22 protein-coding genes are annotated in these 24,353 nt (G+C 67.9%); 16 read left to right on the top strand and 6 right to left on the bottom strand.

Going from position 1 to position 24,353, the window contains the following annotated elements:
- Nucleotides 1–248 precede the first annotated feature (248 nt).
- From BW991_RS09965 to BW991_RS09920, 10 genes are all read left to right on the top strand, one after another.
- A complete protein-coding gene (locus BW991_RS09965) occupies nt 249–539 on the top strand; it encodes a phosphopantetheine-binding protein (protein WP_050415653.1) in 291 nt (96 codons plus the stop codon).
- Nucleotides 536–1,195 (top strand): COG4648 family protein, encoded by a 660-nt coding sequence (locus tag BW991_RS09960; RefSeq protein ID WP_076601936.1) that lies wholly within the window; start codon nt 536–538, stop codon nt 1,193–1,195. Before BW991_RS09965 ends, BW991_RS09960 begins: the two co-directional genes overlap by 4 nt.
- Entirely contained in the window at nt 1,192–2,544 is a 1,353-nt protein-coding gene (locus BW991_RS09955; protein ID WP_076601935.1) for an AMP-binding protein, read from the top strand. The genes BW991_RS09960 and BW991_RS09955 overlap by 4 nt, the downstream gene beginning before the upstream one ends.
- Entirely contained in the window at nt 2,541–2,840 is a 300-nt protein-coding gene (locus tag BW991_RS23855) for an ApeI family dehydratase (RefSeq protein WP_076601934.1), read from the top strand. Before BW991_RS09955 ends, BW991_RS23855 begins: the two co-directional genes overlap by 4 nt.
- Nucleotides 2,837–3,781, top strand: a complete 945-nt coding sequence (locus BW991_RS09945) for a lysophospholipid acyltransferase family protein (protein WP_076601933.1) — start codon at nt 2,837–2,839, stop codon at nt 3,779–3,781. The genes BW991_RS23855 and BW991_RS09945 overlap by 4 nt, the downstream gene beginning before the upstream one ends.
- Before the next feature lie 18 nt (nt 3,782–3,799).
- On the top strand, nt 3,800–4,399 hold the full coding sequence (locus BW991_RS09940) for an outer membrane lipoprotein carrier protein LolA (RefSeq protein WP_076601932.1): 600 nt from the start codon (nt 3,800–3,802) through the stop codon (nt 4,397–4,399).
- Nucleotides 4,396–6,771, top strand: coding sequence for an MMPL family transporter (locus tag BW991_RS09935; RefSeq protein WP_076601931.1), 2,376 nt, complete (start codon nt 4,396–4,398; stop codon nt 6,769–6,771). Before BW991_RS09940 ends, BW991_RS09935 begins: the two co-directional genes overlap by 4 nt.
- A complete protein-coding gene (locus BW991_RS09930) occupies nt 6,741–7,553 on the top strand; it encodes a polysaccharide deacetylase family protein (protein WP_076601930.1) in 813 nt (270 codons plus the stop codon). The genes BW991_RS09935 and BW991_RS09930 overlap by 31 nt, the downstream gene beginning before the upstream one ends.
- A 209-nt stretch (nt 7,554–7,762) precedes the next feature.
- The gene (locus tag BW991_RS09925) at nt 7,763–8,842 is read left to right on the top strand and encodes a DmsE family decaheme c-type cytochrome (RefSeq protein ID WP_076601929.1); all 1,080 of its coding nucleotides are present in this window, start codon (nt 7,763–7,765) and stop codon (nt 8,840–8,842) included.
- 21 nt (nt 8,843–8,863) lie between these two features.
- Nucleotides 8,864–11,458, top strand: coding sequence for an MtrB/PioB family decaheme-associated outer membrane protein (locus BW991_RS09920; RefSeq protein ID WP_076601928.1), 2,595 nt, complete (start codon nt 8,864–8,866; stop codon nt 11,456–11,458).
- Between the two features lie 72 nt (nt 11,459–11,530).
- Here BW991_RS09920 and BW991_RS09915 read toward each other — a convergent pair whose 3' ends face one another.
- Entirely contained in the window at nt 11,531–12,442 is a 912-nt protein-coding gene (locus tag BW991_RS09915) for a LysR family transcriptional regulator (protein ID WP_076602010.1), read from the bottom strand.
- Between the two features lie 214 nt (nt 12,443–12,656).
- Between BW991_RS09915 and BW991_RS09910 the strand changes: the two genes are divergently transcribed.
- From BW991_RS09910 to fabG, 4 genes are read left to right on the top strand one after another with little or no spacing between them, the layout of a single operon-like run.
- Nucleotides 12,657–13,844 carry a beta-ketoacyl-[acyl-carrier-protein] synthase family protein gene (locus BW991_RS09910; RefSeq protein WP_076601927.1) on the top strand — a complete coding sequence of 396 codons (1,188 nt, stop codon included), beginning with the start codon at nt 12,657–12,659 and terminating at the stop codon, nt 13,842–13,844.
- An 8-nt stretch (nt 13,845–13,852) separates the two neighbouring features.
- Entirely contained in the window at nt 13,853–14,650 is a 798-nt protein-coding gene (locus BW991_RS09905; RefSeq protein WP_076601926.1) for a beta-ketoacyl synthase chain length factor, read from the top strand.
- Complete coding sequence (locus tag BW991_RS09900) at nt 14,647–15,126, top strand: hotdog family protein (protein WP_076601925.1); 480 nt, start codon at nt 14,647–14,649, stop codon at nt 15,124–15,126. The genes BW991_RS09905 and BW991_RS09900 overlap by 4 nt, the downstream gene beginning before the upstream one ends.
- Complete coding sequence (gene fabG / locus BW991_RS09895; protein ID WP_076601924.1) at nt 15,123–15,842, top strand: 3-oxoacyl-ACP reductase FabG; 720 nt, start codon at nt 15,123–15,125, stop codon at nt 15,840–15,842. The genes BW991_RS09900 and fabG overlap by 4 nt, the downstream gene beginning before the upstream one ends.
- Here fabG and BW991_RS09890 read toward each other — a convergent pair.
- From BW991_RS09890 to BW991_RS09875, 4 genes are read right to left on the bottom strand one after another with little or no spacing between them, the layout of a single operon-like run.
- Nucleotides 15,823–16,641: a glycosyltransferase family 2 protein gene (locus BW991_RS09890; protein ID WP_076601923.1), complete on the bottom strand. Its 819-nt coding sequence runs from the start codon at nt 16,639–16,641 to the stop codon at nt 15,823–15,825. The two genes, fabG and BW991_RS09890, sit on opposite strands and share 20 nt — an antisense overlap.
- Before the next feature lie 20 nt (nt 16,642–16,661).
- On the bottom strand, nt 16,662–17,471 hold the full coding sequence (locus BW991_RS09885; RefSeq protein WP_076601922.1) for a lysophospholipid acyltransferase family protein: 810 nt from the start codon (nt 17,469–17,471) through the stop codon (nt 16,662–16,664).
- A gap of 10 nt (nt 17,472–17,481) precedes the next feature.
- Nucleotides 17,482–18,348 carry a MipA/OmpV family protein gene (locus BW991_RS09880; RefSeq protein WP_076601921.1) on the bottom strand — a complete coding sequence of 289 codons (867 nt, stop codon included), beginning with the start codon at nt 18,346–18,348 and terminating at the stop codon, nt 17,482–17,484.
- The gene (locus BW991_RS09875) at nt 18,345–19,388 is read right to left on the bottom strand and encodes a chorismate transformation FkbO/Hyg5 family protein (protein ID WP_244551659.1); all 1,044 of its coding nucleotides are present in this window, start codon (nt 19,386–19,388) and stop codon (nt 18,345–18,347) included. The genes BW991_RS09880 and BW991_RS09875 overlap by 4 nt, the downstream gene beginning before the upstream one ends.
- A gap of 494 nt (nt 19,389–19,882) precedes the next feature.
- On the opposite strand from BW991_RS09875, the gene BW991_RS09870 reads away from it, so the two are divergent.
- A complete protein-coding gene (locus BW991_RS09870; protein ID WP_076601919.1) occupies nt 19,883–20,989 on the top strand; it encodes an alkene reductase in 1,107 nt (368 codons plus the stop codon).
- A gap of 3 nt (nt 20,990–20,992) precedes the next feature.
- Here the strand turns inward: BW991_RS09870 and BW991_RS09865 are convergent, their stop codons facing one another.
- On the bottom strand, nt 20,993–21,724 hold the full coding sequence (locus BW991_RS09865; protein ID WP_076601918.1) for an SDR family NAD(P)-dependent oxidoreductase: 732 nt from the start codon (nt 21,722–21,724) through the stop codon (nt 20,993–20,995).
- Nucleotides 21,725–21,950: 226 nt separating this feature from the next.
- Here BW991_RS09865 and ovoA point away from each other — a divergent pair, with 226 nt between their 5' ends.
- Nucleotides 21,951–24,332, top strand: coding sequence for a 5-histidylcysteine sulfoxide synthase (gene ovoA, locus BW991_RS09860; RefSeq protein ID WP_084205034.1), 2,382 nt, complete (start codon nt 21,951–21,953; stop codon nt 24,330–24,332).
- The last annotated feature ends 21 nt before the right edge of the window (nt 24,333–24,353 follow it).

Below are 24,353 nucleotides of genomic sequence, written 5' to 3'. Positions count from 1 at the left end.
TCCGCGGCCGCGCCGTGGCCGCTTCATGATAACGGACAAGTGCCTCGGCCGCGCACGATACGACCGCTCGCGGCTGCACGGATCGATTCAATCCGATAAACTGCAGGGTTTTCACGAACATCTTGCAATCGCGAGACGCTACCGCGGTCGGGCGCCCTTGGGCGACACTTCGGCAGTCTCGCGACCCGCGCGCGCATCGCCCTGCGAAACGCGCGTCGCCGCGACCTCAACGCATTTCTCGCCGATTCATGACCCAAGCCGCCACTCCCTCTTCCGCCGATCTCGACGCGCTGCGTCTCGAAGTAGCGGGCCTCGTCGTCGAAGCCCTCAACCTGGACACCGCGCCCGAATCCATCCCGGCCGACGATTCGCTGTTCGGCGAAGGCTTGGGCCTCGACTCGATCGACATCCTCGAGGTCGCGCTCGTCGTCTCGAAGCGTTACGGCTTCCAGCTGCGCGCCGACAACGAGGACAACGTCAAGATCTTCCGCTCCCTGCGCAGCCTCACCGAATACGTCGCGGCCAACCGCACGAAATGAGGCCCGCAGTCGCCCGCCTCGGGCGCGGACTGGCGATCGGCGTCGCCGTCGTCGCCTGGGCGATGGCTGCGCACTACACGAGCGCGCTCGTCGATGAATCGTCCTGGGGAGCGCTCCTCGCGATCGCGCCCTTCGCGATGATCGCCGCGGCCTTCGCCTGGCAATCGGCGCGCCGCGGCCTGATGCTCGCGCTGCTTGCCGCCGCAATCGTGACGCTCGCCCTCGCCTGGCCGACGCTCGCACGCAACGTCGGCTGGCTGTATTTCGTCCAGCATGTCGGCACCAATGCCCTGCTGGGGCTCGGTTTCGGCCGCACGCTCGCCGCTGGGCGCGAGCCGATGTGCACGCGCATCGCACGCACGATGCACGGCACCGTCAGCCCGGCGCTCGCGCGCTATACGCGGCAGGTGACGGCCGCATGGACGATGTTCTTTGCAGGAACCGTAGCGATTTCGTGTCTGTTGTTCGCGTTCGGCACCATCGGGGCGTGGTCGACCTTCGCAAATCTCCTGACCATGCCGCTGGTCGGACTGATGTTCCTCGCCGAGTATCTCGTGCGCCTCAAGCTGCTCCCGGAAGATCGCAGCAGCATCCTCGACGCCGTCCGCGCGTACCGGCGCACCTCGCCCACCGCAACCCCGGTCAACGAGCAATGACGCACCCCGGCCCCGCAACGCTGCCGCTTCTCGCGCACACGCAACCCGACGCCGTCGTCGCCTGGCGGCACGACGGCCCGGTGACGGTCGAGCGCTTCCTGGGCGACGTATGGCGCCTCGCCGCAGGACTGCCGGACGGCAAGCACGTCCTGAACGTGTGCGCGGACCGCTACCGCTTCACCGTCGGGCTGGCCGCCAGTCTGGTGCGCGGCAAGATCAGCCTGCTGCCCTCGACGCATACGCCCGAGACCGTCCGGCAACTGCGGGTGTTCGCACCCGACGCGTTCTGCCTGACCGACAGCCCGGCCTGCGACATCGACCTGCCGCAACATCGTTTCCCCGATTTCGAGGAGGCGACCCCTTCGCCGGAAGGCTGCGCGGTGCCGATGATCGACGTGGACCAGACCGTGGCCTACGTCTTCACGTCCGGCTCGACGGGCGCTCCGATGCCGCACCCGAAGACCTGGGGCGCGCTCGTGCGTAATATCGCAGCCGAAGCGGACAGGCTCGGGGTGGTCGGCACGCCGTTCACGCTGATCGGCACCGTCCCGCCGCAGCACATGTACGGATTCGAATCGACCGTGCTGCTGGCGCTGCTGTCGGGCGGCTCGATCTGGTCGGGGCGGCCGTTCTACCCGGCAGACATCGCCGGAGCGCTGGACGCCGTTCCCCGCCCGCGTGTTCTGGTATCCACCCCGTTCCACCTGCGCACCCTGCTGGCCGCCGATGCCGCGGTGCCGCCGGCCGATCTCGTCGTGTCCGCCACCGCGCCGCTGTCGGGCAATCTCGCCGTGGCGGTGGAGGCGCAGCTGCAGTGCCCGCTGATCGAGATCTACGGCTGCACCGAGACGGGACAGACGGCCACCCGGCGCACCGCGGAGACTGCGGAATGGCAGCTGATGCGCGGCCTCAGGCTCAGCGTCGAGGACGGGAAGGTGTGGGCGCACGGAGGCCATGTCGAGACGCCGACCATGCTGGGCGACATCATCGAGCCCACCTCGGGCGACCGCTTCCTGCTCCACGGACGTTCGGCCGATCTCGTGAATATTGCGGGCAAGCGCAGCTCGCTCGGCTACCTGAACCATCAGCTGAATGCGATCCCGGGCGTCGTCGACGGCAGTTTCTTCATGCCGGACGACGAACAGAGCGACGGGGTGACGCGCCTGACGGCGGTCGTCGTGGCGCCGGGCCTCGACCGCGCCACGCTGCTGCAGGCGCTGCGCGAGCGCATCGATCCGCTGTTCCTGCCCCGCCCGCTGATCTTCGCGGACGCGCTACCGCGCAACGCGACCGGCAAGCTTCCGCGCGCGGCGCTGGAAGAACTGCGGCGCACGCTGGGCGGCGAATGATCCACGAATCGAGCGTCAGGATTCCCGCCGAGCATCCGTCGTTTGCGGGACATTTCCCCGGCCGTCCCATCCTGCCGGGCGTGGTGCTGCTGGGCCTCGCGACGCGTGCGCTCGGGGACGCCATCGGGCGCGCCGTGCCGCCGTGCGGCGTCGCATCGGCCAAATTCCTGCGCCCGGTCGGCCCCGGTACCGAGCTGCGTATCCGCCTTGCCGAAGCAGGCGCGAACTGGCGGTTCGACATCTTCGCCGGCGAAGACTGCGTCGCGACCGGCTCCCTGCGGGTCGATCCGGCGTGAGCGACGCGTCGCACACGAAGCCCCGGCGCGGCACGGCCGAATGGGCGAGCCGGCCGGAGCGCAGCAATTACGCGACTCTGCGGCTGATGACCTGGATCTCGCTGCGGCTCGGTCGCCGTGTGGGACGTGCGGTGCTGGTGTTGATTTCGGCCTACTTCCTGCTCTTCGCGCCGGCCGCGCGAAGGGCCTCGCGCGAATGGCTCGGACATGCCCTGCGCCGGCGTCCCACGGTCAGCGAACGGTTCCGGCACGTGTTCAGCTTCGCCAGCACGATTCACGACCGCATCTATCTGGTCAATGACCGCTTCGACCTCTTCGACATCCGCGTGCATGGCGGCGAACTCGTGCGGGCGGCGGTGGCCGGCGGTCAGGGCGTGTTCCTGATGGGCGCGCACCTCGGCAGCTTCGAGGTTATGCGCGCGATCGCTCGGCAGCAACCGGGCATGCGCGTAGCGATGGTCATGTACCAGGAAAACGCACACAAGATCAACGACACGCTGGCTGCGATCAATCCGGCCGCACGCGCGGACATCATTCCGTTGGGACATCTGGATTCGATGCTGCACTTGAAGGAGCGGCTCGACGACGGTTCGCTCGTGGGCGTGCTCGCGGACCGCAGCCTGGGCGACGATCCTTCGCAACCGGTCGAATTCTTCGGCGAACCCGCGGATTTCCCTGTCGGCCCGTGGCGCATCGCCGCGATGCTGAAGCGCCCGGTGATCCTGATGGTGGGCCTGTATCGCGGGGGCAACCGCTACGACGTGCACTTCGAGGAACTCGCCGATTTCTCCGCGGCAACGCGCGAGAACCGGGCACGCCTGATTCACGCCGCAGTCGAACGCTACGCCGCACGCCTTGCGCACTATGCCGGGCAGGCGCCGTACAACTGGTTCAACTTTTTCGATTTCTGGCAGAGCGCGCGCCGTCGCGCCGCGCCTTGACCGTACCCTGGAGTATCCGTGTTCAAAGCTTCCACGCGTCTGCTCGTTGCCGCCCTGCTCGCGGCGGCTTCCCTGCTGCACGGCCCGCAGGCGGTCGCCGCCGAGGCCTGGACGGTCGCCCAGCTGATGCAGGCCCTGGGAAAGCATCGCAGCGGACAGGCCACCTTCCTGGAACGGAAGTATCTGGCGGTCCTCGACCAGCCCGTCGAATCGTCGGGTGAATTGCGTTTCCAGGCACCGGACCGGCTGGAGAAGATCACGCTCAAGCCACGCCCCGAATCGCTGGTCCTCGAAGGCAACAACCTGAGCGTGACGCGCGGCAAGAAGCAGTTCAACGTCCGCCTGTCGGACTACGGCGAAGTCGCCGGTTTCATCGACAGCATCCGGGCGACGCTGGCCGGCGACCGCAACACGCTGGAGCGTACCTACGCGCTGCACCTCGCGGGCAACGCCGAACGCTGGACCCTGACCCTGCTGCCGCGCGACACGCGCATGGCCGAGGTCGTCACCCGCATCAACATCGCCGGAACGCGCGGACTGCTGCGCGAAATCGAGATCCTTCAGGCGGACGGCGACCGCTCGGTGATGGAGATCGTGGCGATGGGACAGGCGCGGTGACACGCCGTTTCGTGCCGGCCCTGCTGCTGTGGCTGGCCTTCGTCGCGGCCTGCGTCGCCGTCGTGAGCCAGACGCGCTTCACGGCCGACCTCTCGGCTTTCCTGCCGGAAGCGCCCACCGCCGAGCAGCGCGTGCTCGTCGAGCAGTTGCGCGACGGCATGGTGTCCCGCCTGCTGCTGGTCGGCATCGAGGGCGGCGACGCGGCACAGCGGGCACAACTGTCGCGCGATCTCGCCGGGAAGCTACGCGCCGATGCGGCCTTCAGCATGGTCGCGAACGGCGAACCCATCCATCGCGAGCGGGATCACGCCCTGCTGTTCACGCACCGCTATGTCCTCAGCCCCGCCGTGAGCGCGGAACGCTTCACGGCGACGGGCCTGCGGCAAGCCATCGCAGAGTCGGTCGATCTCCTCGCCTCCCCCCTCGGCATGCTCACGAAGACGCTGCTGCCGCGCGACCCCACCGGCGAGTTGCTGCAACTGCTGGAACGACTCGACGGCGGGGCGCGCCCAGCAATGCAGGAGGGCGTATGGGCGTCTCGGGACGGCAAGCGCGCCTTGCTGCTCGCCCAGACGCGCGCCTCGGGCTCGGATCTCGACGGCCAGCAGGCGGCCATTGCCTCCCTGCGTAACGCGTTTGCGGGTGAGGCGTCGAAGTTGCCTTCCGGAGCGGATGTGAAGCTGCTGATTTCGGGCGCCGCAGTGTTCGCGGTCGACTCTCGCTCTACCATCGAGGGCGAAGTGACGCGGCTCGCGCTGGTCTCGACCGCGATCATCGCTGCGCTGCTGCTGTTCATCTACCGTTCGCCGACGGCTCTCGTGCTCGGCCTGCTGCCGGTCGTATCCGGCGCATTGGCCGGCATTGTCGCGGTCAGCCTCGGGTTCGGCGTCATGCATGGGGTTACCCTCGGTTTCGGCACCACCCTGATCGGAGAGGCCGTCGATTACGCCATCTACCTTTTCGTGCAGTCCGGCCCCATGAAAGGAGGCGATGAGCGCAACGCCTTCTGGCCGACGATACGCCTCGGCGTGATGACCTCCATCTGCGGTTTCGGCGCGCTGATGTTCTCGGGATTTCCGGGGCTGGCGCAGCTCGGCCTGTATTCGATCGCGGGCTTGATCGTCGCCGCGCTCGTCACCCGTTACCTCCTGCCGCACCTGCTGCCTGCTGGTTTCGCGATCCGCGATGTGACGCCGTTCGGCCTGCGCCTGCAACGTGTCGTTGTCGCAGTCGGCAGGCTGCGCTGGTTCCTCGCCGGATTGGCGGCGCTTGCCGGGGCCCTGGTGTTCGCACAGCACGACCGCGTCTGGAACCACGAGCTCGGGGCACTGAGCCCGGTCCCGCCCGAAGCCCAGGCGGTCGACGCGGCATTGCGCAGCGATCTCGGGGCACCCGACCTGCGTTACATGATCGTCGTGCGCGCTGCCGATGCGGACACGACGCTGCAGCGCGCAGAATCGGTATCCACGCAGTTGCAGGCGCTCGTGGACGCCGGCGAGATCGGCGGCTTCGAGAGTCCGTCGCTGTACCTGCCATCGCAGGGCCGACAGCTCGAGCGCCGCGCCGCACTGCCCGATCCACGCGAGCTGCGCGAACGGCTCGCCGCCGCAACCGCGGGCCTGCCCCTGCCGGCCGGCCGACTCGCGCCCTTCCTCGACGACATCTCCGCCGCCCGCGCGCGCGCGCCGCTGACGCGCGCAGACCTCGACGGAACGAGCTTCGCGATGGCCGTCGATTCGCTGCTCCTGCGTCAGGGCGAGCAGTGGACCGCGCTGCTGCCGCTGCGCGCACCTGCAGCCGGGGGGCACGCGAAGGAGATCGATCCCGCGGCCGTCCGCCGCGCGCTCGACAGGGCGGCGGATGCCAGCCCCATGTTCATCGACATGAAGGGCGAGTCCGGGCGGCTCTACGCGGGCTACCTGCGCGAAGCGATCATGCTGTCGCTCGCGGGGGTGGCCGCAATCGTCGCGCTGCTCGCGGTCGCCCTGCGCTCGCCGCGACGCGTCATGCGCGTCCTGCTGCCGCTCGCGGCCGCCGTGCTGACGGTCGTCGCCGGCCTCGTGCTCGCCGGCGTGGCGCTGACGATCCTGCATCTCGTCGGGCTGCTGCTGATCGTCGCGGTGGGCTCGAACTACGCCCTGTTCTTCGACGGCAGGGGCGGCAACGCCCCCCCCCCACCTGCCACCCTCGCCTCGATGCTGTTTGCGAACCTCACGACGGTCGCCGGTTTCGGCGTCCTCGCGTTTTCCTCGGTGCCGGTACTGCAGGCGATCGGTGGCACGGTCGGCCCCGGCGCCCTTCTCGCCCTGGTCTTCGCAGCCGCCTTCGCCCGCACGTCCCCATGCCCCGTCGCTGGCACCCCGGCGCGCTGATCCACGTCTCGGCCGCGCTTCACGCCGCCGCGGCTGCGGGCATCGCCCTGCGCCCCGAAGCGTGGCCGTGGGCTGCGGGCGCCCTCGCCGCCAACCACGGCCTGCTCACCGCGGCGGGGCTGCTGCCGCGCTGCGCGCTGCTCGGGACGAACTGGACCCGGCTGCCCGGCACCGCGGCCGCGCGGGGCGAGATTGCGCTGACGATAGACGACGGCCCCGATCCGGACGTCACGCCGCGCGTGCTCGATCTCCTCGATGCCCATCGCGCGCGGGCAACCTTCTTCGTCATCGGCCGGCTGGTGCGCGAACATCCGGCGCTCGCCCGCGAGATCGTCGCCCGCGGCCACGCCGTCGAGAACCACAGCGAACACCACCTCAAGACCTTCTCGCTGCGCGGCCCGCGCTGGCTCGCCCGCGAGATCGGCGCCGCGCAGGACACCATCGCGGAAGTCTGCGGGCGGGTGCCACGCTTCTTCCGCGCCCCGGCAGGCCTGCGTAATCCCTTCCTCGAGCCGGTTCTCGCCCGGCTCGACCTGCAACTCGCATCGTGGACCCGCCGGGCGTATGACACCCGCAACGGCGACGCCGATGCGGTTGCGTCCCGGCTGCTCGGCGGCCGCGACGGGAAGATGCGCAGCGGCGACATCCTGCTGCTGCACGACGGCAACGCCGCGCGCACGCCGTGCGGGCGGGCGGTGATCCTCGAAGCGCTCCCACGGGTGCTCGACGGATGCCGGGCTTCGGGCCTGATACCGGTCACCCTCGAGCACGCCATCCCGTAAGCACGGCACCCGCCTGTCGCCCCGGCCAATGGCCGGAGCACCACGGCTGCAGGTGAAGGGCATCCGCCGATCATCCCGAATTGCGGGGGATACCCTTTCGCTGCGCTTCATTTTTCCGCACCTCCGAATTCACGAGAATCCGCCCGACGCCAGGCATGTAACAAAGCGTATCCATCCGGATCTGCCTGGTCAGCCTATCGGGGAGTTCAATGAAAACGGGAACACGATTCACGCGGCTTTTCGCAAGTCGCGGCGTCCGCCTCACGGCGGGCCTGCTGCTCATCCATCTCGGCGTAGGCCTCGCGCAGGCGGCCGTACCGCCGGCCAGCGCGGCCAACGCCCCGCTGATCCGCTTTGCCGAAGGTGCGGAATACATCGGTGAAGAGCGCTGCCTCGCATGCCACACCGTCGAGAACGACAAGTTCTCGCACACCACTCACGCCAAGGCTTTCCGCCTCAATCCGAAGAACGATCTCGAGCGCCGCGGCTGCGAGGCCTGCCACGGGCCCGGCTCGCGCCACGCCAACGAAAACTACATGGACAAGTCGCTCATCGTCAGCTTTACGCGCGAATCGACGAAAGCCGGCGAGCAGCAAAAGGACAAGTCCCTGATCGTCGGTTTCACCCGCGAGGCGACGAAACCCGGCGAGGCGGCCAACAGCAACGGCCCCGACCAGAGCAACGCGGTATGCCTGCAGTGCCATGACGGCAACCAGCGCATCTTCTGGCGCTCGTCTACGCACCAGACCAACGGGCTGGCCTGTACCGACTGCCACAACCCGATGGCGAAATTCTCGGCCACCGGCCTGCAGAAGGCCAACAGCATTTCCGAGACCTGCTACAGCTGCCATCAGCAGCAGCGCATGGAGTTCCGCAAGCGCTCGCACATGCCCTTGCCCGAAGGGAAGATGTCCTGCGTCGATTGCCATAACCCGCACGGCTCGCCGACGAAGCCACTGCTCAAGGCAGATACGGTCAACCAGCTCTGCTACAGCTGCCACCAGGAGAAGCGCGGCCCCTTCGTCTGGGAACACGCCCCGGTGCGCGAAAGCTGCCTCAACTGCCACAGCCCGCACGGCTCGAACCAGGAAAAGCTGCTGACGACCCCACGCCCCTTCCTGTGCCAACAGTGCCACACGCACACGACACACCAGAACAACCTCCTCACGCAGGCCAACACCGCCAGCGGCACGCTGCCTGACGAACGCGTAACCGGCCGCGGCTGCTCGACGTGCCACGCGCAGGTCCATGGCTCGAACCACCCGGCTGGCGCACGGATGCATCGCTAACGAGACCGAGGAACAACGATCATGAAGAACAAGGGATTCGTCCTGCTCCCCATCGTCGCGATGCTCGCGATGATGGGTACCGCCCCCGCCCGCGCCGACTCCGCAGCCGGCGTCGACACCGTGCTCGGCAACGCGGCTGCCCCCGGTGGCGGCGACACCACGCGCTACACGGACCCGCAAGGCTTCTCCGCCGTGATGGGCGGCAAGGGCCCCTCGCATACACCGAGCGCGCAGCTCTACCAATACCCGCCGGTATCACCCGCTTACGTCGAAGGCAGCGGCGGCTGGCAATACTCGGGCAGCATCGAAGCGGGCTACACCGGCGGCAAGGCCGACACCAAGGCCGGCGGCTTCCGCGAATACGCGGACTGGAAGAACGGCGCGCTGATCAACAGCTTCAACGTCAGCGCAGAGAAGCCGGACGCGGCGCTTTACCTACGACTGCGCGGCGGCGGCATCGACCGGGACGACCAGTACTACGGCTTCGAGGCCGGGCGTTACAACGGCATCAAGCTCTCGCTGTTTTTTAATGACACACCACATATCTTCTCGACCAACGCCAGACCTCTGTGGAACGGCGTCGGCACCGATAAGCTAACCCTGCCCGCCGGCCTCGCTGCGGGCACCCATACGCAATCCGATCCGGCCAGTTACGCCGCACTGCAAGCGGCGGTGGCGAATGCCCGTGAAACGACGTTGAGCGTCGACCGGCAGAAGATCGGCCTGCGCATGGACTCGCCGATCAACGAGCGGCTCAACGGCTTCTTCAGCTACACCAACGAACGGCGCGAAGGCGAACGCCCCTTCGGTGGCGGCTTCCTCTTCGACTTCATCCGCCGTTCCGCGGCTAATCCGGTCGGCAGCAACGTCCTGGGGGCAGTCAACGAGACGGTCGAACCGATCGACTATACGGCCCACGAGTTCCTCACGGGCCTGCGCTACGTCGGCGAGAAGGACCGCCTGAACCTCACCCTGTCGAGTTCGCTGTTTCGCAACGACAACAAATCCCTGACCTGGGAAAATCCCTTCTCGATCAACTTCGGCGCAGCCGGAACGACGAACTCGACCAGCTGGGAAAAGGGCCGTTTCGCGCTCAGCCCTGACAACGAGGCGTACAACATCAAGGCCGACTACGCCCGCATGCTGCCGCTGAACGGGCAGTTCAGCGCGACCGTCGCCTTCGGCAGCATGCGCCAGAACGACGACCTGCTTCCGCCAACCATCAACGACGGCATCAATGCCGCCGGCGTGGCGACGACCTACGCCAGCGCAATCGCCGGCTACGACACGACAAGCGTGCTCAGCCGCCTGAAGGCCGACGCGAGGATCGACACGCGTCTCGCCGACCTCGGCCTGTCGCTGCAACCCGCGGACGACCTCACCGTGCGCGCCAAGCTGCGCTACTACGACGAGGACAACCGCACGCGCTACACCGCCATCGATCCGGCCACCGGCAAGATCGGCTATCCGGCGCTGGATTACGCTCTGCCGGGCGTCTTTGGCGCGGCCTTCGGCTTCTACAACGGCACCAACAACATCCACTACCTGAGCATTCCGACCAGCTACACGCGCTGGACGGGAGGACTTGGTGCCGACTACCGCCTCGGCCGCCAGAGCCAGGTCGGCGCAACCTGGGAAAGGGAGGAAACCGAGCGCCCGTACCGCGAGGTCAAGAACACCACCGAGGACCGTCTCAAGCTCACTTTCAACACCCGCGCCTTCGAACAATCGATGCTGCGCGCGTCGTGGGAGATCGGCGACCGTCGCGGCAGCGAATACCGCTACGACATCTACGAACACTTCTACACCAGCTCGCGCGACGACTACACCGGTGCCGCGCCCGTGCACACCCTCGCCGAACTGCGCAAGTTCGACATCGCCGATCGCCGCCAGAACGTCATCAACCTGCGCTGGAACTACATGCTGCGCTCGGACATGGACGCGATGCTGTCCTTGCAGCACAAGCAGAACGACTACCTCGACAGCGACTACGGCCGCACCGGCGACGAGAAACTCAGCACCGCGAATGCGGAATGGAACTACACGCCCGCACCGGGCAGCAGTTTCTTCACGTGGTACTCGTTCCAGACCGGCGAGATGAGCCAGCGCAACATCAACCAGGGCGTGAGCGGCACACGCGCGAGTTCCCATGCCGGCGTCGACAACATGTATCCGCTGGCCGGCGCGTGGAACGCCAGCACCGACGACCTCAACCACGCGCTCGGCGCCGGCTTCACGCACAACTTCGGCTGGGCGCGCCTGGAAAGCCGCTACAGCTACATGTGGTCGTCGAGCAAGCAGAAGTACGGCTACGGCAATGCACAGGCGGCGACGGTAGGCAGCGGCACCAGGGAGACTCAGACCGCAGCGGTTGCGGGCGACGAGTTTGCCGACATGAAGTACCGCCTGCAGGTGCTCGAAACGAGCATCGTGCATGACCTGGACAAGAACAATTCGGTGCGACTGTTCCATCGCTGGGAGAAGCGCAACGTAGAGGACTGGCACTACACCGGCCTCGACGGCAACCAGATGATCGGCCAGAAGCTGTACCTCGGCGCCACCCCGGAGGACTACAACGTCAACGTGCTGGGCGTGTTCTGGCAGTACCGCATGTAGGGCCGGAGTCCGGCGTACAGGGCGCCAGGCCCCGGCGTGTCGGGGTCTGGCGCATGAGTCCCTGGTATCTGCTTACATGACAGGATCGAAGGCCGGAAACTCGTCCTCGAACAGTGCCACCAGGAAATCCAGCAAGGCCCGGATGCGCGCCGTATTGCGGCCGGCCGGCAGGAATACCGCGTGGGCCAGATTGGGGATGGTTTCGTAGTCGGGCAGTACACGCACGAGGCGGCCGGCACGCAGGTCGTCACCGACGATGAATGTCGGTTCGCAGATGATGCCCCGCCCCGCGAGCGCGGCGATGCGGTTCATGTCGCCGTTGTTGGAGCGGAACGTGCCGTTCACCGGCACGACGAACTCCTGCTCACCCCTGCGCAGCGTCCACCCGTTGCCGGACGCGAGATTGGTGTACAAGAGACAGCTGTGGCGCACCAGTTCGTCGGGCTTCTCCGGGACGCCGGCGCGCGCCAGATACTCCGGACTCGCACACAGCGCCGTGCGGATCACGGCGAGGCGTCGCGCGACATACATCCCCGAAACATTGCGCGTGATGCGCACCGCCAGATCGACACCCTCCTGGGCGAGATCGACGATCCGGTCGGAAAAGCGGATCTCCGTCTTGAGCGCCGGATGGGATTCGACGAACCGTGAGAAATGCCGCGCAAGGAAGGCGTTGCTGAAGGAGTACGGCACGCTGATGCGCAGGCAGCCGCTAAGTGTGGCGGTGTCGGCGGATACGGCCAGTTCCGTCGCCGCGATCTCGTCCAGATGGCTGCAACAGCGCTCGTAATACATCGTGCCGGGTTCGGTCAGGCTGATCTTGCGCGTGCTGCGGTGAAGCAGCGACACGCCGAGCGCCTGCTCCAGGTCCGCCACGTGGCGCGATGCGGTGGTGGTTGAAATGGCGAGCTTGGCCGACGCCCGCGCGAACGAGCCGCAATCGATGACCGTGCGGAAGACGTTCATCGCGGTCAGTTTGTCCATGAATCCGTCCGTATGCTGTTCCAATCGGGTCGCCGCAGTCTATGGGGATGCGGCGCGCCGAAATAGCGCGCACCCGAAGAAACTCTGTTTCGCGAACCGAAACAGTCGCAAGCCGATACGCGGCCCGTGCAACCACGACCCGAACGCAGAGCAAGCACAGCCGACATCCCGCACTTTGCTAAAATACCGCTCCTTCGTGCAATTGCGAGTCAAAGTGCATCCGCTGCTGATTTCCGCCTACACCGCCTCGTCCTGTATCGGGCGCGGGCTGGAGCCGCTGCGCGAAGCGATGATCGCCGGCCGGTCCGGGCTCAAGCCCTGTGATTTCGAGACCGTCGCGCTGCAGACATGGATCGGCGAGGTCGAAGGCACCGACGACGAACGACTCCCCGTCGCGCTGGCACGCTTCGACTGTCGCAACAACCGGCTTGCGCAACTCGGCCTGCTGCAGGACGGTTTCGCCGACGCGGTTCGCGCGGCGATGTCCCGCTATGGCGCCGATCGCGTCGGCTTGTTCCTCGGCACCAGCACCTCCGGCATCCTCGAGACCGAACTCGCCTATCGCCGGCGCGCACCCGACACCGGAGCGCTCCCGGCCGACTTCAACTACGCCGGCACGCACAACACCTTCTCGCTGGCCGACTTCGTGCAGCACTGGTTCGGACTGAAGGGGCCCGCCGTGGTCGTCTCGTCCGCCTGCTCGTCCAGCGCCAAGGTGTTCGCCTCCGCCGCACGCATGATCGCGAGCGGTCTGATCGACGCCGCCCTCGTCGGCGGCGTCGACTCCCTGTGCCTCACGACGCTGTACGGCTTCAATTCGCTGGAACTCACATCCTCGCAGGCCTGCCGTCCCTTCGATCGCGCCCGCGACGGCATCTCGATCGGCGAAGGGGCCGCCTTCGCTTTGGTCGAACGGACAGGGGATCCACTTCCGCCCGACGCGATCCTCCTGCTCGGCTACGGCGAGTCGAGCGACGCCTACCACATGTCCTCGCCGCATCCGGAAGGCCGCGGCGCGCGTCAGGCGATGGAGGCCGCGCTGGCGCGCGCCGGCCTGACTGCGCGCGACATCGACTACATCAACCTCCACGGCACGGCGACGCCGAGCAATGACGCCGCCGAAGGCAAGGCCGTGACAGGGCTCTTCGGCGACGCAACGCCGTGCAGCTCCACCAAGGGCGCAACCGGCCACACCCTCGGCGCCGCCGGCGGCATCGAGGCCGTGATCGCCGCGCTCGCGATCCGCGACGGCTTCATTCCGGCGGGTGCCGGCACCACCGATCCCGAAGCGGGGCTCGACTACGTACTCGCCTCGCGCCACCAGACGGTGCGACGCGTTCTCAGCAATTCCTTCGGATTCGGCGGCACGAACTGCAGCCTGATCCTCGGCTGCCCCTCATGAGTCCGACCATGACCAACCCGCCCGCGGCCTGGATCCGCAGCATCGGCCTGATCGGGCCCGGCATGTCCGACTGGCCCGCCTGCGCCGCGATCCTGCTGGGCAAGGCTGAGTGGCAGCCCGAAAAGACCGTGCTCAACGCCCCCGACCAACTGCCGCCGGCCGAACGCCGTCGTGCGGTGCGGGTAGTGAAGCTCGCCCTGGGAATCGGCCTGCAGGCGACGACTGCTGCCGGCGTGGATCCGTCCGGGTTCGCGACCGTTTTCTCGTCCTCCGGCGGCGACGGCGTCAATTGCCATCAGATCTGCGAAACCCTCGCATCGGACGACCGCCAGATCTCGCCGACGCGTTTTCACAATTCGGTGCATAACGCCGCCGCCGGCTACTGGGGCATCGCCACCGGCGCGACCGCCGCCTCGGCCGTGCTGTGTGCTTACGATGCCAGCTTCGGCGCGGGCCTCCTCGAGGCCCTCGTGCAAGTCCAGGTCGAGCGCGAACCCTGTCTGCTGCTTGCCTATGACGCCGACTACCCCGAACCGCTGCGGGCGGCGCGCCCGATCCCCGACGCCTTCGGCGTCGCGCTGCTGCTGACGCCCGAGCGGGAAGCGGAAAGCTGCGGACGCATCGCCGCGAGCCTGACCGACGCGCCCGCCGACACCCTCCCGGATTCCGCGCTCGACGCCCTGCGATGCACGATTCCCGCCGCGCGCAGCCTGCCCCTGCTGGCCGCGATTGCCGGGCGCCGCACGGGCCGCATGGTCCTCGACTATCTCGACCACGCCCGCCTCGCGGTCGACTACGCGGCATGAGCACGCAACCCGCGACGCTCGACCGCGAGGCCATCACCGCGCGCATCCCGCACCAGGGCAACATGTGCCTGCTCGCCGGCGTCGACGCTTGGGACGCCGACGCGATCCGCTGCCACGCGACGAGCCACCGCGACGCCGACAACCCGTTGCGCGACGATCGCGGCCTGCCGGCGACGAGCGCCATCGAGTACGCCGCACAGGCGATGGCCGTGCACGGTGCCCTGCTCGCAACGCCGGGCGAAACCCCGCGCGCGGGCTTCCTCGCGAGCGTGCGCAGCGTCGAGATCGCGGTCGAACGGCTCGACACCGTCGCGGCCGATCTCGACATCCGTGCCGAACGCATCACCGGCAACGACAACCAGATCCTCTATTCCTTCACCGTCGCCGCGGACGGGCGCATGCTCGTTTCCGGCCGTGCCGCGGTGATCCTCGACGCGGGCGCCCTCGGCGCCGGCCTCAGCGGGAGCCAATCTTGAAGCGCGCACTCGTCACCGGCGGAAGCGGCGGCATCGGCGCGGCGATCTGTCGCCGCCTCGCCAGCGACGGCCATCATGTGTTCATCCACGCGAATCGCAACGCCGACAAAGCCGAAGCGCTTGCTGCCGAAATCCGCGGCGCGGGCGGCAGCGCCGAGGCGGTCGCGTTCGACGTCACCGATGCCGCGGCCACCGCCGCCGCGCTCGAGGCGATCGGCGCGGATGCTCCACTGCAGATTCTCGTGAACAATGCCGGCATCCACGACGACGCGGTGTTCCCCGGCATGCGCGCCGACCAGTGGCAACGCGTCATCGACGTGTCGCTGAACGGCTTCTTCAACGTCACCCAGCCGCTCACGATGCCGATGATCCGCACGCGCTGGGGGCGCATCATCACGATATCGTCGGTGGCCGCGATCACCGGCAACCGCGGCCAGACAAACTACGCGGCAGCCAAGGGCGCCCTGCACTCGGCAAGCAAGTCGCTCGCGCAGGAACTCGCGAGTCGGGGCATCACGGTGAATGTCGTCGCTCCCGGCATCATCGACACGGCGATGAGCGAGGAAGCCTTCGATGCGGAGGCGATCGCCCGCATCGTGCCGATGAAGCGCGCCGGAAAGCCCGAAGAGGTCGCCGACCTGGTGGGTTTCCTTGCGTCACCCCAGGCAGCCTACATCACCGGCCAGGTGATCTCGATCAACGGCGGGATGATCTGAAGCGCCGCGCGAGCAGCATCGGCAGGCGCACGAGGAAACCGCAGAACAGCCGCGTGTGCATCCACGTCAGCAGCAGGTTGTCGCGCGCGTAGTTGAAGTGCGACACGCCCCCTTCGTCGACGCGGAAGTACTTCACCGGCGCCGGCAGGTTCACGGGACGCACCCCGAGCCAGGCCATGCGCACCACGGCCTCGGGATCGAAATCGAAGCGGCGCATCCAGCGTTGGCCGTGCATCACCTGGGCCAGCGGCGCGATCGGGTAGACGCGGAAGCCGAACAGCGAGTCGCCGATCCCCATCCACAGCGTCTCGAGGTTCGCCCACCAGTTCGACAACTTGCGCCCGCGCACGCGCAGCGCCGGGGCGCTGGCGTCGAACACCGGCAAGCCCAGCACCATCGTATCCGGCTGTGCGGCAGACGCCGCCATGAAATCCGGGATCAGTTCGGCAGGATGCTGGCCGTCCGAGTCCATCGTCAGTACGTGAGTGAAGCCCTGCTTCGCCGCCTGCTCGATGCCGTGCAGCACCGCCGCCCCCTTGCCCGAGTTCTGCGGCAGCACGATCACGCGCAGCCCCGGGTCCTCCTCCGCCATGCGGCGCAGCCCGTCGGTGGAGCCGTCCGTGCTGCCGTCGACGACGACCCACACGGGCATCCACTGGTGGCGCGCGGCGCGCACCGTCTCGAACACCTTCGGCCCCGGGTTGTAGCTCGGGATCAGCACCAGGTGCGTGGCAGTGGGGGCCTCCACCGGACTGGGCAGCGGCGCGGATTTCGGACGGGTGACCTGATGGGACGTCATGGCAGCATGAGAAACTGGGTTCAGATCGTGGACGACGACATTGTGCCATCGTCCCTTCCCGGCGGTCGCGGTAGAACGGCATCGTCGAGTTCGGCAACGAAATAGCGCTCGAGTTCAGCCATGAATGGCTGCACGCTGACGGGCGGATCGAAGCGCCGTCCGAGGCGCACGCGATACACGACAGGCATTTCCGGCTTGCGGAACAGGGGCCAGCCCTTGCACAGGTAGGGCGAATCCGTCTCGATGAAGATCGTCTGCACCGGCACCCTGGCGCGCCGCGAAATCAGTCCGATGCTGCTCATCAGCGGATTGACGGGCATGCGCGTCGTGCGCGTGCCCTCGGGAAATACCAGCAGGAAGCTGCCCGCCGAGAGGTCGCCGGTCGCGCTGCCCACCATGCGCACCGGCGAATCGTTGCGGATGTATCGGGCGAGCCGCGCCCCGGCTCCGAGGAAGATGTTGTCCATGAGGCCCGCCTTCATGATGCAGGCGACGTCGGGCAGGCGCGAGATCACCATCACCGCATCGAGCAGGCTCGGGTGGTTGGGCGCGAGGATCAGTGGTCCCTGTCCGCGCAGCTTGTCCAGCGCCGACAGGTCGAAACGGCACGCACCGATGAGCGTCAGAAAACCGATATAGCTCTTGAACCCCTGGTTGATGACGAAGCGCCCGAGCCGCCGTCCGGCACGAGCCGGCAGCACCGGATGCAGCAACATCGCAAAGGGCGTCCACAGCAGGCAGATCGCGCCGAGGTAGCCCAACCCGAGGTAGAGCAGCACGTATTCGTGCAGGCGCCGCAGCAGGCCCGACCGCCTCGGCCCGCCTTGCATCGGCCCGCTCCTACTCATCGGCGTCGACCCGACGCGAGGACTCGCCCAGCACCCAGGTCACCGCGAAGCCCGCGGCGACATAATCCTTGCGCTTTACCAGCGGGCTGTCCTCGAACACCGCGCCGGCGAGGCTGTCGTAGCGCACGAAACCGCCGATCCACCATCCCGGATAGCGCTTCCACAGCGCCGCCAGCACCTGCGTTCCGCCGTAGCCGCCACGGGCGTCGTAGGCCGGGCGTAGCGGCGTCGCCTCGTTCGCCTCGACCGTGTAGAAATAGCGGTGCTGCCGCCGGTCGCCATACACCGGCCCCGCGACGAGGCCGAGCGTCCAGCCGTTCATCCCGGCCGGATCGCGCCAGTCGAGGTTGAGCTGCGGCGTGAACTGCCAGCCTGTCGACTCGGGGCTGCCTTCCACGGTGAAGCCTGCACGCAGCGGCAGCCGCGTACGCAAGCGCAAGCGCTCGTCCGCCGAACGCCACAGCCGCACATCGAGCGAAGGGCCGATCTCGACCGTCGGCTTCAGGTCGGGCATGCCCTCGCGCGCCTTCACGCGATCGCTGCTGACCGGCGGAGAAGCGCCGAGACTGAGGCTCAGCTCGGCGCGGTCGCTGTCGAAGAAGGTACCGCGAATCCCCTGTCGGTCCGCCTTCAGGAATTCGCCGCGATAAACGACATAGGGTACCGGGAGCACGAACACGCGGTCCTCGTCCGAACCGCGGTAGGCGGGAAACTGCAGCACGGTGAGACCCGCGCCAAGTTCCCACAGCGGTTTCTCCGCGGCCGGGGCGGCGGTCGGAACAAACGCGGGCGCCAGCAGCACGGCAAGCACTCCGCGCCGCAGCAACCCGCTCCCCGCCCCTGCATCAGCCGCCCTCATCGGCCATCCTCCATCGCATGCCCGCCCGAGGCCTCGATCTCCACCAGCAGGTCGTCGCGGCACACATCGGCCTGCACGTACACGACCGGCACCGCATCGCCGACGTGCGCGCGGAAGCACGCCCGCACGGCGTCGAGATCGCCGGGATTGCGCACATAGACCTTGTAGGCGAGATCCCCGAAAGCGAGCCCGTTACCGGCGGGATCCGCCCGCCGCGCCTCGGCAAGCACCGCCGCAATGTTGCGGAACGACTCCGCCGTCTGCGCGACGACGTCGCCCGGATGCAAGGTCTCGTGTCCGACGATGCTCGCCGTGCCCGACACGAACAGCACCGGCGGCGTCAGCGACAGCGCCAGACTCGCGCGCGCGAAAGTCGGGCTGCGCGGGCCGTACTGCTCGGGGTAATGATACGCGCAGACCTGGCGCGGATTCTCGATGGCCAGCGGCGCTTCGCGCAGTGCGATGAAATACAGCGTGAAAGGCCCGTGCGCCGAACCGAGTGCACATGCGGCCGGCACCCGGCCGCTCGTGCTGCGGCCGCCGGCGCCGAACGCCTCCTGGCGGCCGGCGTTGAACTGCCAGTAGCGCTCGCTGCCGTCCGCCACGGCGTTGATCGCCGGGAAGTAGTTCCACGCGCGGAAAAGCGCCGGATAACCCGCCTCGTCGAGCAGCGCGAATACCTCCCGGTACGCGGCCCCGGTAGCCCGCTGCAGTGCCGAAACCCCGTCCGTTCCCGCGGGCGTGGCGCGCTCGTCCAGTTCGATGGCCCCGAACAGCATGCTCTCCGTGCAGCGATAACGGACCCGTCCGTGCGCGCCCGCCCTTACCGGCCGGCCAGCGCGCCACACCTCGCACATGGACTGCGGACCGGCAAGCACGGGGGTCGCAACGCGGGCGAGCGGAACGCCGGACGGCACGAAGCCCGCTTCCCCGTCACCGAGGATCGCGACACCGAGCACCTCATCCCACCACTGCTCCGGACACTCCCGGACAGACGTCGTCGGCATGTATGCCAGGGACAAACCGCGAACCACACTCATCAGCACATCAAGCTTTCCTGCACCCGGGCAAGGGATTCCCGGAACGAACGACGGCAGTCGGAAATCCCGTGCGCAGCGACACTCGCGCTGCCCGTGGGACAGGAGAGGATCGCAACCGGCGAAGAATCTTCCTGCACGGGAAGGACGGAGATTCCGGGGCATTCCGGAAACCTCGCAATTCTGCATATTTTTCATTACAAAACATGCAGTTACAAAGCCATCGAAAGATGACAAGGGGCGAATCTTCACACACCGTCCGACAAGTTGCAAGGCGGCGCCGAAGTGCGCCTCCGCCCCCTTCCGCCCCTCATGGCGGCGCAGCCCCCCGCCCCCCGAAAACCGATGCCGCACGCGATCGTTTCCGCTCCGGAAATTGATTGTCGCGCAATCGTGTGATTTTCAACTTGTGCGTGCGTTGCTAAAGTCATGGCATCGGTCATTGTGCCGCTCATGCCAATCGGATCGGGCGGCAACGCACAAGAAGGAGCTCGCGCATGAAGAGTCTGTTCGACGCCGTTCGCATCGGCGACATCGACCTGTCCAACCGCATCGTGATGGCACCGCTGACGCGCAACCGCGCCCTCCCCGGCAACGTGCCCGGGCCGCTCACCGTCGAGTATTACCGTCAGCGCGCCAGCGCCGGCCTCATCGTCACCGAAGCCAGTCCGATCAACCCGATGGCCCACGGCTATCTCGACACCCCGGGCATCCACAGCGCCGAGCAGGTGGCAGGATGGCGCAAGGTGACCGACGCGGTGCACGCCGCGGGCGGACGCATCGTGATCCAGCTGTGGCACGTCGGCCGCATCTCCCACACCTCGCTGCTGCCGGACGGCGTTGCGCCGGTCTCGAGTACGGACCGTCCCGCCACGGGCGCCAAGACCTTCACCCGCGACGGCTTCGTGCCCGTATCGACGCCGCGCGCCCTGCGCGACGACGAACTGCCCGGCATCGTCGCCGACTACCGGCGCGCAGCCCGACTGGCGATCGAGGCCGGCTTCGACGGCGTCGAAGTCCATGCGGCCAACAACTACCTGCTCGAACAGTTCCTGCGCGACAGCGTAAACGATCGCAGCGGCCCCTACGGCGGCAGCATCGAAAACCGGGCGCGCCTCCTGCTCGAAGTGATGGAGGCCGTGTGCGACGAAATCGGTGCCGCACGCACCGGCATCCGCCTCAGCCCCCTGACCAGCGGCAACGGCACGCCGCGCGACAGTGATCCGCAGGCGCTTTACAACCATGTCGTCGATCGCCTCGCGCCGCTGGGACTCGCCTACATCCACGTCATCGAGGGCGAAACGGGCGGCAAGCGCGAACCGGCAGACCTCGCGAAGCCCTTCGACTTCGCCGCGCTGCGCAGCCGCTTCCCCGGCGCATGGATGGTGAACAACGGCTACACGCGCGAGCTTGCGCTGCAGACCGTCGCAGAAGGCATGGCCGATCTCGTCGCGTTCGGGAAAGCCTTCATCAGCAACCCGGACCTCGTGCGCCGATTGCGTGATGACGCCCCGCTCACGCCCCCCCGCATCGACCGCTTCTACGGCGGAGGCGCCGAGGGCTACACCGACTATCCGACGCTGGACAGCGAAGCTGTCGCCTGACGCTCAGAACCGCTCAACCCACGGACGCAGGTCCAGTTCCTGCGTCCACGCGCTGCGCGGCTGCCGGTACAGCTGGAAGTAGGCCTCGGCGATCGCATCGGGGTCGAGCAGCGCGTCGCCGTCATTCGCGTCGGTATGTTCGACGACGGTCGACGGCCGGATCCGGCCGTCGATCAACACATGCGCCACGTGGATGCCCTTGGGCTGCAGTTCGCGCGCCATGCTCTGCGCCAGCGCACGCAGGCCGAACTTGCCGACCGCGAGGTTGTGGAAGCCGGCGCTCCCGCGCAGGCTGGCGGTGGCACCGGTGAACAGGATCGTCCCCCCGGGGCCGCCTTGACCGACGCGCTCCAGCATCGCCCGTGCTGCCTCGCGCCCGACGAGAAAACCGCCCAGGCAGCCGACGCGCCAGCAGCGTTCGAACTCTTCCGCGCTGGTCTCCACGATGCCGCGCGCAAGGAACGCCCCCGCGTTGTACACCACGACATCCGGGCAGCCGTAGTCGCCGCGTACCGCCCGGAACAGCGCCTGGACATCCTCCTCGCACGCGGCATCGCAGCGGTAGGCATGGGCGCCGCGGCCGATGCCGGCACATTCCACGCTGAGGTTCTCCAGGCGCTCGAGGTTGCGCGCTGCAAGCGCGACATTCATCTCCGCGGCGCCGAAACGGCGCGCGAGCGAGCGTCCGAGCCCCGGCCCGGCGCCGACGATCAGTGCAAGTTTCCGCTGTTCCATCGCAATCTCCTCGAACCGGCGTCCGTTCGCCACGAATGGACACGCCCATCGGTGACTTCACTTTAGATCACCTCCGGCGCTCACGCCTCGCCCCACCCGCATGGATAAGGGCTCGCCGCAGACCACGACGGCCGTTGGCGAGTGGCCTGCTCCGGGGGTATCCTCGCTCGATGGGGCTCTGTGGGGTCTCCACACGATGGCGAATGCGTACCTAGGGCGATGCGCGATGACAGACGACCTGACCGACGAAAGCTGGCGACAGAATCTGGAGGGACGTTTCGACGACCGTCTCGGCCCCGTGCGCCCCCCGGACTGGTGGACCGCGCTTACGCCCGAGCGCAGCCCGGGCTGGACGGCGGACGGCATGCTCACCTCGCTGCCGTTGCCGAACCTTGCAACCTGCACGCGCGACGAAGTCCGCGCCTATTTCGACAACGGCTGGACGCTCACCGAACTGCTGTTCTCCGGGCTGATCGGCGAAGAGGCCTTCTACCGCCCCCCGTATCACCGTCTGCGCCATCCGATGGTGTTCTATTACTGCCACCCGCCGGCGCTCTACGTCAACAAGCTGCGCGTGGCCGGACTGATTGTCGCGCCGCTCAACCCCTACTTCGAGCGCATTTTCGAAACCGGCGTCGACGAGATGCGCTGGGACGACATGTCCAAGAACGCGATGCGCTGGCCCGCGTTCGATGAGGCCCATGCCTACCGCAAGGCGGTGTACGCGCTGGTTCGGCGCGTCATCGACGAGCATCCGGGCCTCGCCGACGGCCACCCGCCGATCACGCAGGACGATCCCCTGTGGGCGCTGTTCATGGGCTTCGAACACGAGCGCATCCATCTCGAGACCTCGTCCGTGCTGATCCACGAGCTGCCGCTGCGCCTCGTGCGCCGTCCCGCGGGATGGGTGCCGCTGCATCCCTCCGCGGCGCGCCCTGCCGCCTTTCCGCCGGCTCCCGGACGCGACCATCCGGAAATGGAACTCCTGCCCGTCGGTGCCACGCGGCTGCAGTTCGGCAAACCTGCCGACTGGCCCTCCTACGGCTGGGACAACGAATACGGCAGCCGCAGCGTCGACGTGCAGCCATTCCGCGCCGCTCGCGGCCTCGTGAGCAACGGGGAATTCTGGCAGTTCGTCGCCGACGGCGGCTACCGCGAGCGCGAATGGTGGTCGGACACGGGCTGGTCCTGGCGCACCTACCGCAACATCAAGTGGCCGACGTTCTGGGTCCCCGACGGACCCGCCGGATCCCACCGCTTCCGCCTGCGCACGCTGTTCGAGGAAATCGACATGCGCTGGGACTGGCCTGCCGAGGTCAACTGGCACGAGGCGAGCGCCTACTGCGCGTGGCTGAGCGCCCGGCAGGGCCAGCCTTGCCGCCTGCCGAGCGAAGCGGAGCACAATGCCCTGCGCGACCCGGTCGGCACCGTCACCGACGACCCGGTCATGACCGCGAGCGGTGCGGGCCTGATGCACGAACGCGGCCTCAATCTCAATCTCGGCTGCGGCTCTCCGACTCCCGTCACGGGCGGCAGGCCGACCGCGAGAGGGTTCCACGACGTCTTCGGCAACGTCTGGCAATGGCTGGGGGACCAGTTCAATCCGCTACCCGGCGCAGAGATCCATCCCTATTACGACGATTTCAGCAGCCCGTGCTACGACGGCGAGCACCAGATGATCCTCGGCGGCTCGTGGATCTCGACCGGGGACGAGGCGAGCGTATGGTCGCGCTTCCATTTCCGCCCGCACTTCTTCCAGCATGCGGGATTCCGCGTCGTGCAGGCCGCCCACGACGGCGGCGCCGTGCGTCTCGATGCCGCCGATGCGCCGGGCAAGGCCTACGAGAGCGCCGCGATCACCAACGAGTACCTGCTGCTGCACTATGGCAGCCCGCAGGAGCAGATGCCGCACGAATCGGGACCGCGCGACGCCTGCCAGTTCCCGCTGCGCTCGGCGCGCTGGCTGATCGACGGCGCACGCGAACTCGGCATCACGACGGGCCGGGCTCTCGACGTCGGCTGCGCGGTGGGCGGCGCGAGCTTCGAACTCGCGCGCACGTTCGGCGAAGTGCTCGGCATCGACCTGAGCCGCTCCTTCATCGACGCGGCCGACTCGCTACGCGACGACGGCGTCCTCGAATACGCCTGCCGTGACGAAGGCGAGCTCGACCACCCGCTGCAGGCGCGCGTCGATCCTGCGGTCGACCGCAGCCGCGTCGCGTTCCGCCAGGCCGACGCCTGCTCGCTTCCCGCCGAGCTCATGGACTACGATGCCGTGCTGCTCGCCAACCTGCTGTGCCGCCTCCCGAGCCCGAAGTCGCTGCTCGGGCGCCTCGGCGGGCCGCGCGGACTGGTGCGCACCGGCGGCGTCGTCGCCATCCTGTCGCCCTACACCTGGCTCGAACAGTTCACGCCGCGCGGCGCCTGGCTGGGCGGCTACATGGACGGAGAACGCGCGGTGCGCAGCGCCGACACCCTGAAGACCCTGCTCGGCGCCGACGGCTTCGAACTCCGGCGCGAAGCCGAAATGCCCCTCGTAATCCGCGAGCACGCGCGCAAGTACCAGTACATCGTCACGCACGCGATGCTCTGGCAGCGCGTGCGCTGACCGCCATCGACAGACCCGACC

This window comes from Aromatoleum tolulyticum, assembly GCF_900156155.1.
Classification (GTDB): domain Bacteria; phylum Pseudomonadota; class Gammaproteobacteria; order Burkholderiales; family Rhodocyclaceae; genus Aromatoleum; species Aromatoleum tolulyticum.
The sequence above is the reverse complement of the archived record's forward strand: the minus strand, read 5'-3'. Positions and strand labels throughout refer to the sequence as shown.

Bases quoted from the DNA above. Each gene is read 5' to 3' on its own strand.
- BW991_RS09880 (WP_076601921.1), bottom strand. From the start codon at position 18,348: ATGAGGGCGGCTGATGCAGGGGCGGGGAGCGGGTTGCTGCGGCGCGGA.
- BW991_RS09960 (WP_076601936.1), top strand. From the start codon at position 536: ATGAGGCCCGCAGTCGCCCGCCTCGGGCGCGGACTGGCGATCGGCGTC.
- BW991_RS23855 (WP_076601934.1), top strand. From the start codon at position 2,541: ATGATCCACGAATCGAGCGTCAGGATTCCCGCCGAGCATCCGTCGTTT.
- BW991_RS09890 (WP_076601923.1), bottom strand. From the start codon at position 16,641: ATGACGTCCCATCAGGTCACCCGTCCGAAATCCGCGCCGCTGCCCAGT.
- BW991_RS09875 (WP_244551659.1), bottom strand. From the start codon at position 19,388: ATGAGTGTGGTTCGCGGTTTGTCCCTGGCATACATGCCGACGACGTCT.
- ovoA (WP_084205034.1), top strand. From the start codon at position 21,951: ATGACAGACGACCTGACCGACGAAAGCTGGCGACAGAATCTGGAGGGA.
- BW991_RS09900 (WP_076601925.1), top strand. From the start codon at position 14,647: ATGAGCACGCAACCCGCGACGCTCGACCGCGAGGCCATCACCGCGCGC.
- BW991_RS09915 (WP_076602010.1), bottom strand. From the start codon at position 12,442: ATGGACAAACTGACCGCGATGAACGTCTTCCGCACGGTCATCGATTGC.
- BW991_RS09865 (WP_076601918.1), bottom strand. From the start codon at position 21,724: ATGGAACAGCGGAAACTTGCACTGATCGTCGGCGCCGGGCCGGGGCTC.
- BW991_RS09920 (WP_076601928.1), top strand. From the start codon at position 8,864: ATGAAGAACAAGGGATTCGTCCTGCTCCCCATCGTCGCGATGCTCGCG.
- BW991_RS09885 (WP_076601922.1), bottom strand. From the start codon at position 17,471: ATGCAAGGCGGGCCGAGGCGGTCGGGCCTGCTGCGGCGCCTGCACGAA.
- BW991_RS09930 (WP_076601930.1), top strand. From the start codon at position 6,741: ATGCCCCGTCGCTGGCACCCCGGCGCGCTGATCCACGTCTCGGCCGCG.
- BW991_RS09905 (WP_076601926.1), top strand. From the start codon at position 13,853: ATGACCAACCCGCCCGCGGCCTGGATCCGCAGCATCGGCCTGATCGGG.
- BW991_RS09925 (WP_076601929.1), top strand. From the start codon at position 7,763: ATGAAAACGGGAACACGATTCACGCGGCTTTTCGCAAGTCGCGGCGTC.
- BW991_RS09870 (WP_076601919.1), top strand. From the start codon at position 19,883: ATGAAGAGTCTGTTCGACGCCGTTCGCATCGGCGACATCGACCTGTCC.
- BW991_RS09965 (WP_050415653.1), top strand. From the start codon at position 249: ATGACCCAAGCCGCCACTCCCTCTTCCGCCGATCTCGACGCGCTGCGT.
- BW991_RS09955 (WP_076601935.1), top strand. From the start codon at position 1,192: ATGACGCACCCCGGCCCCGCAACGCTGCCGCTTCTCGCGCACACGCAA.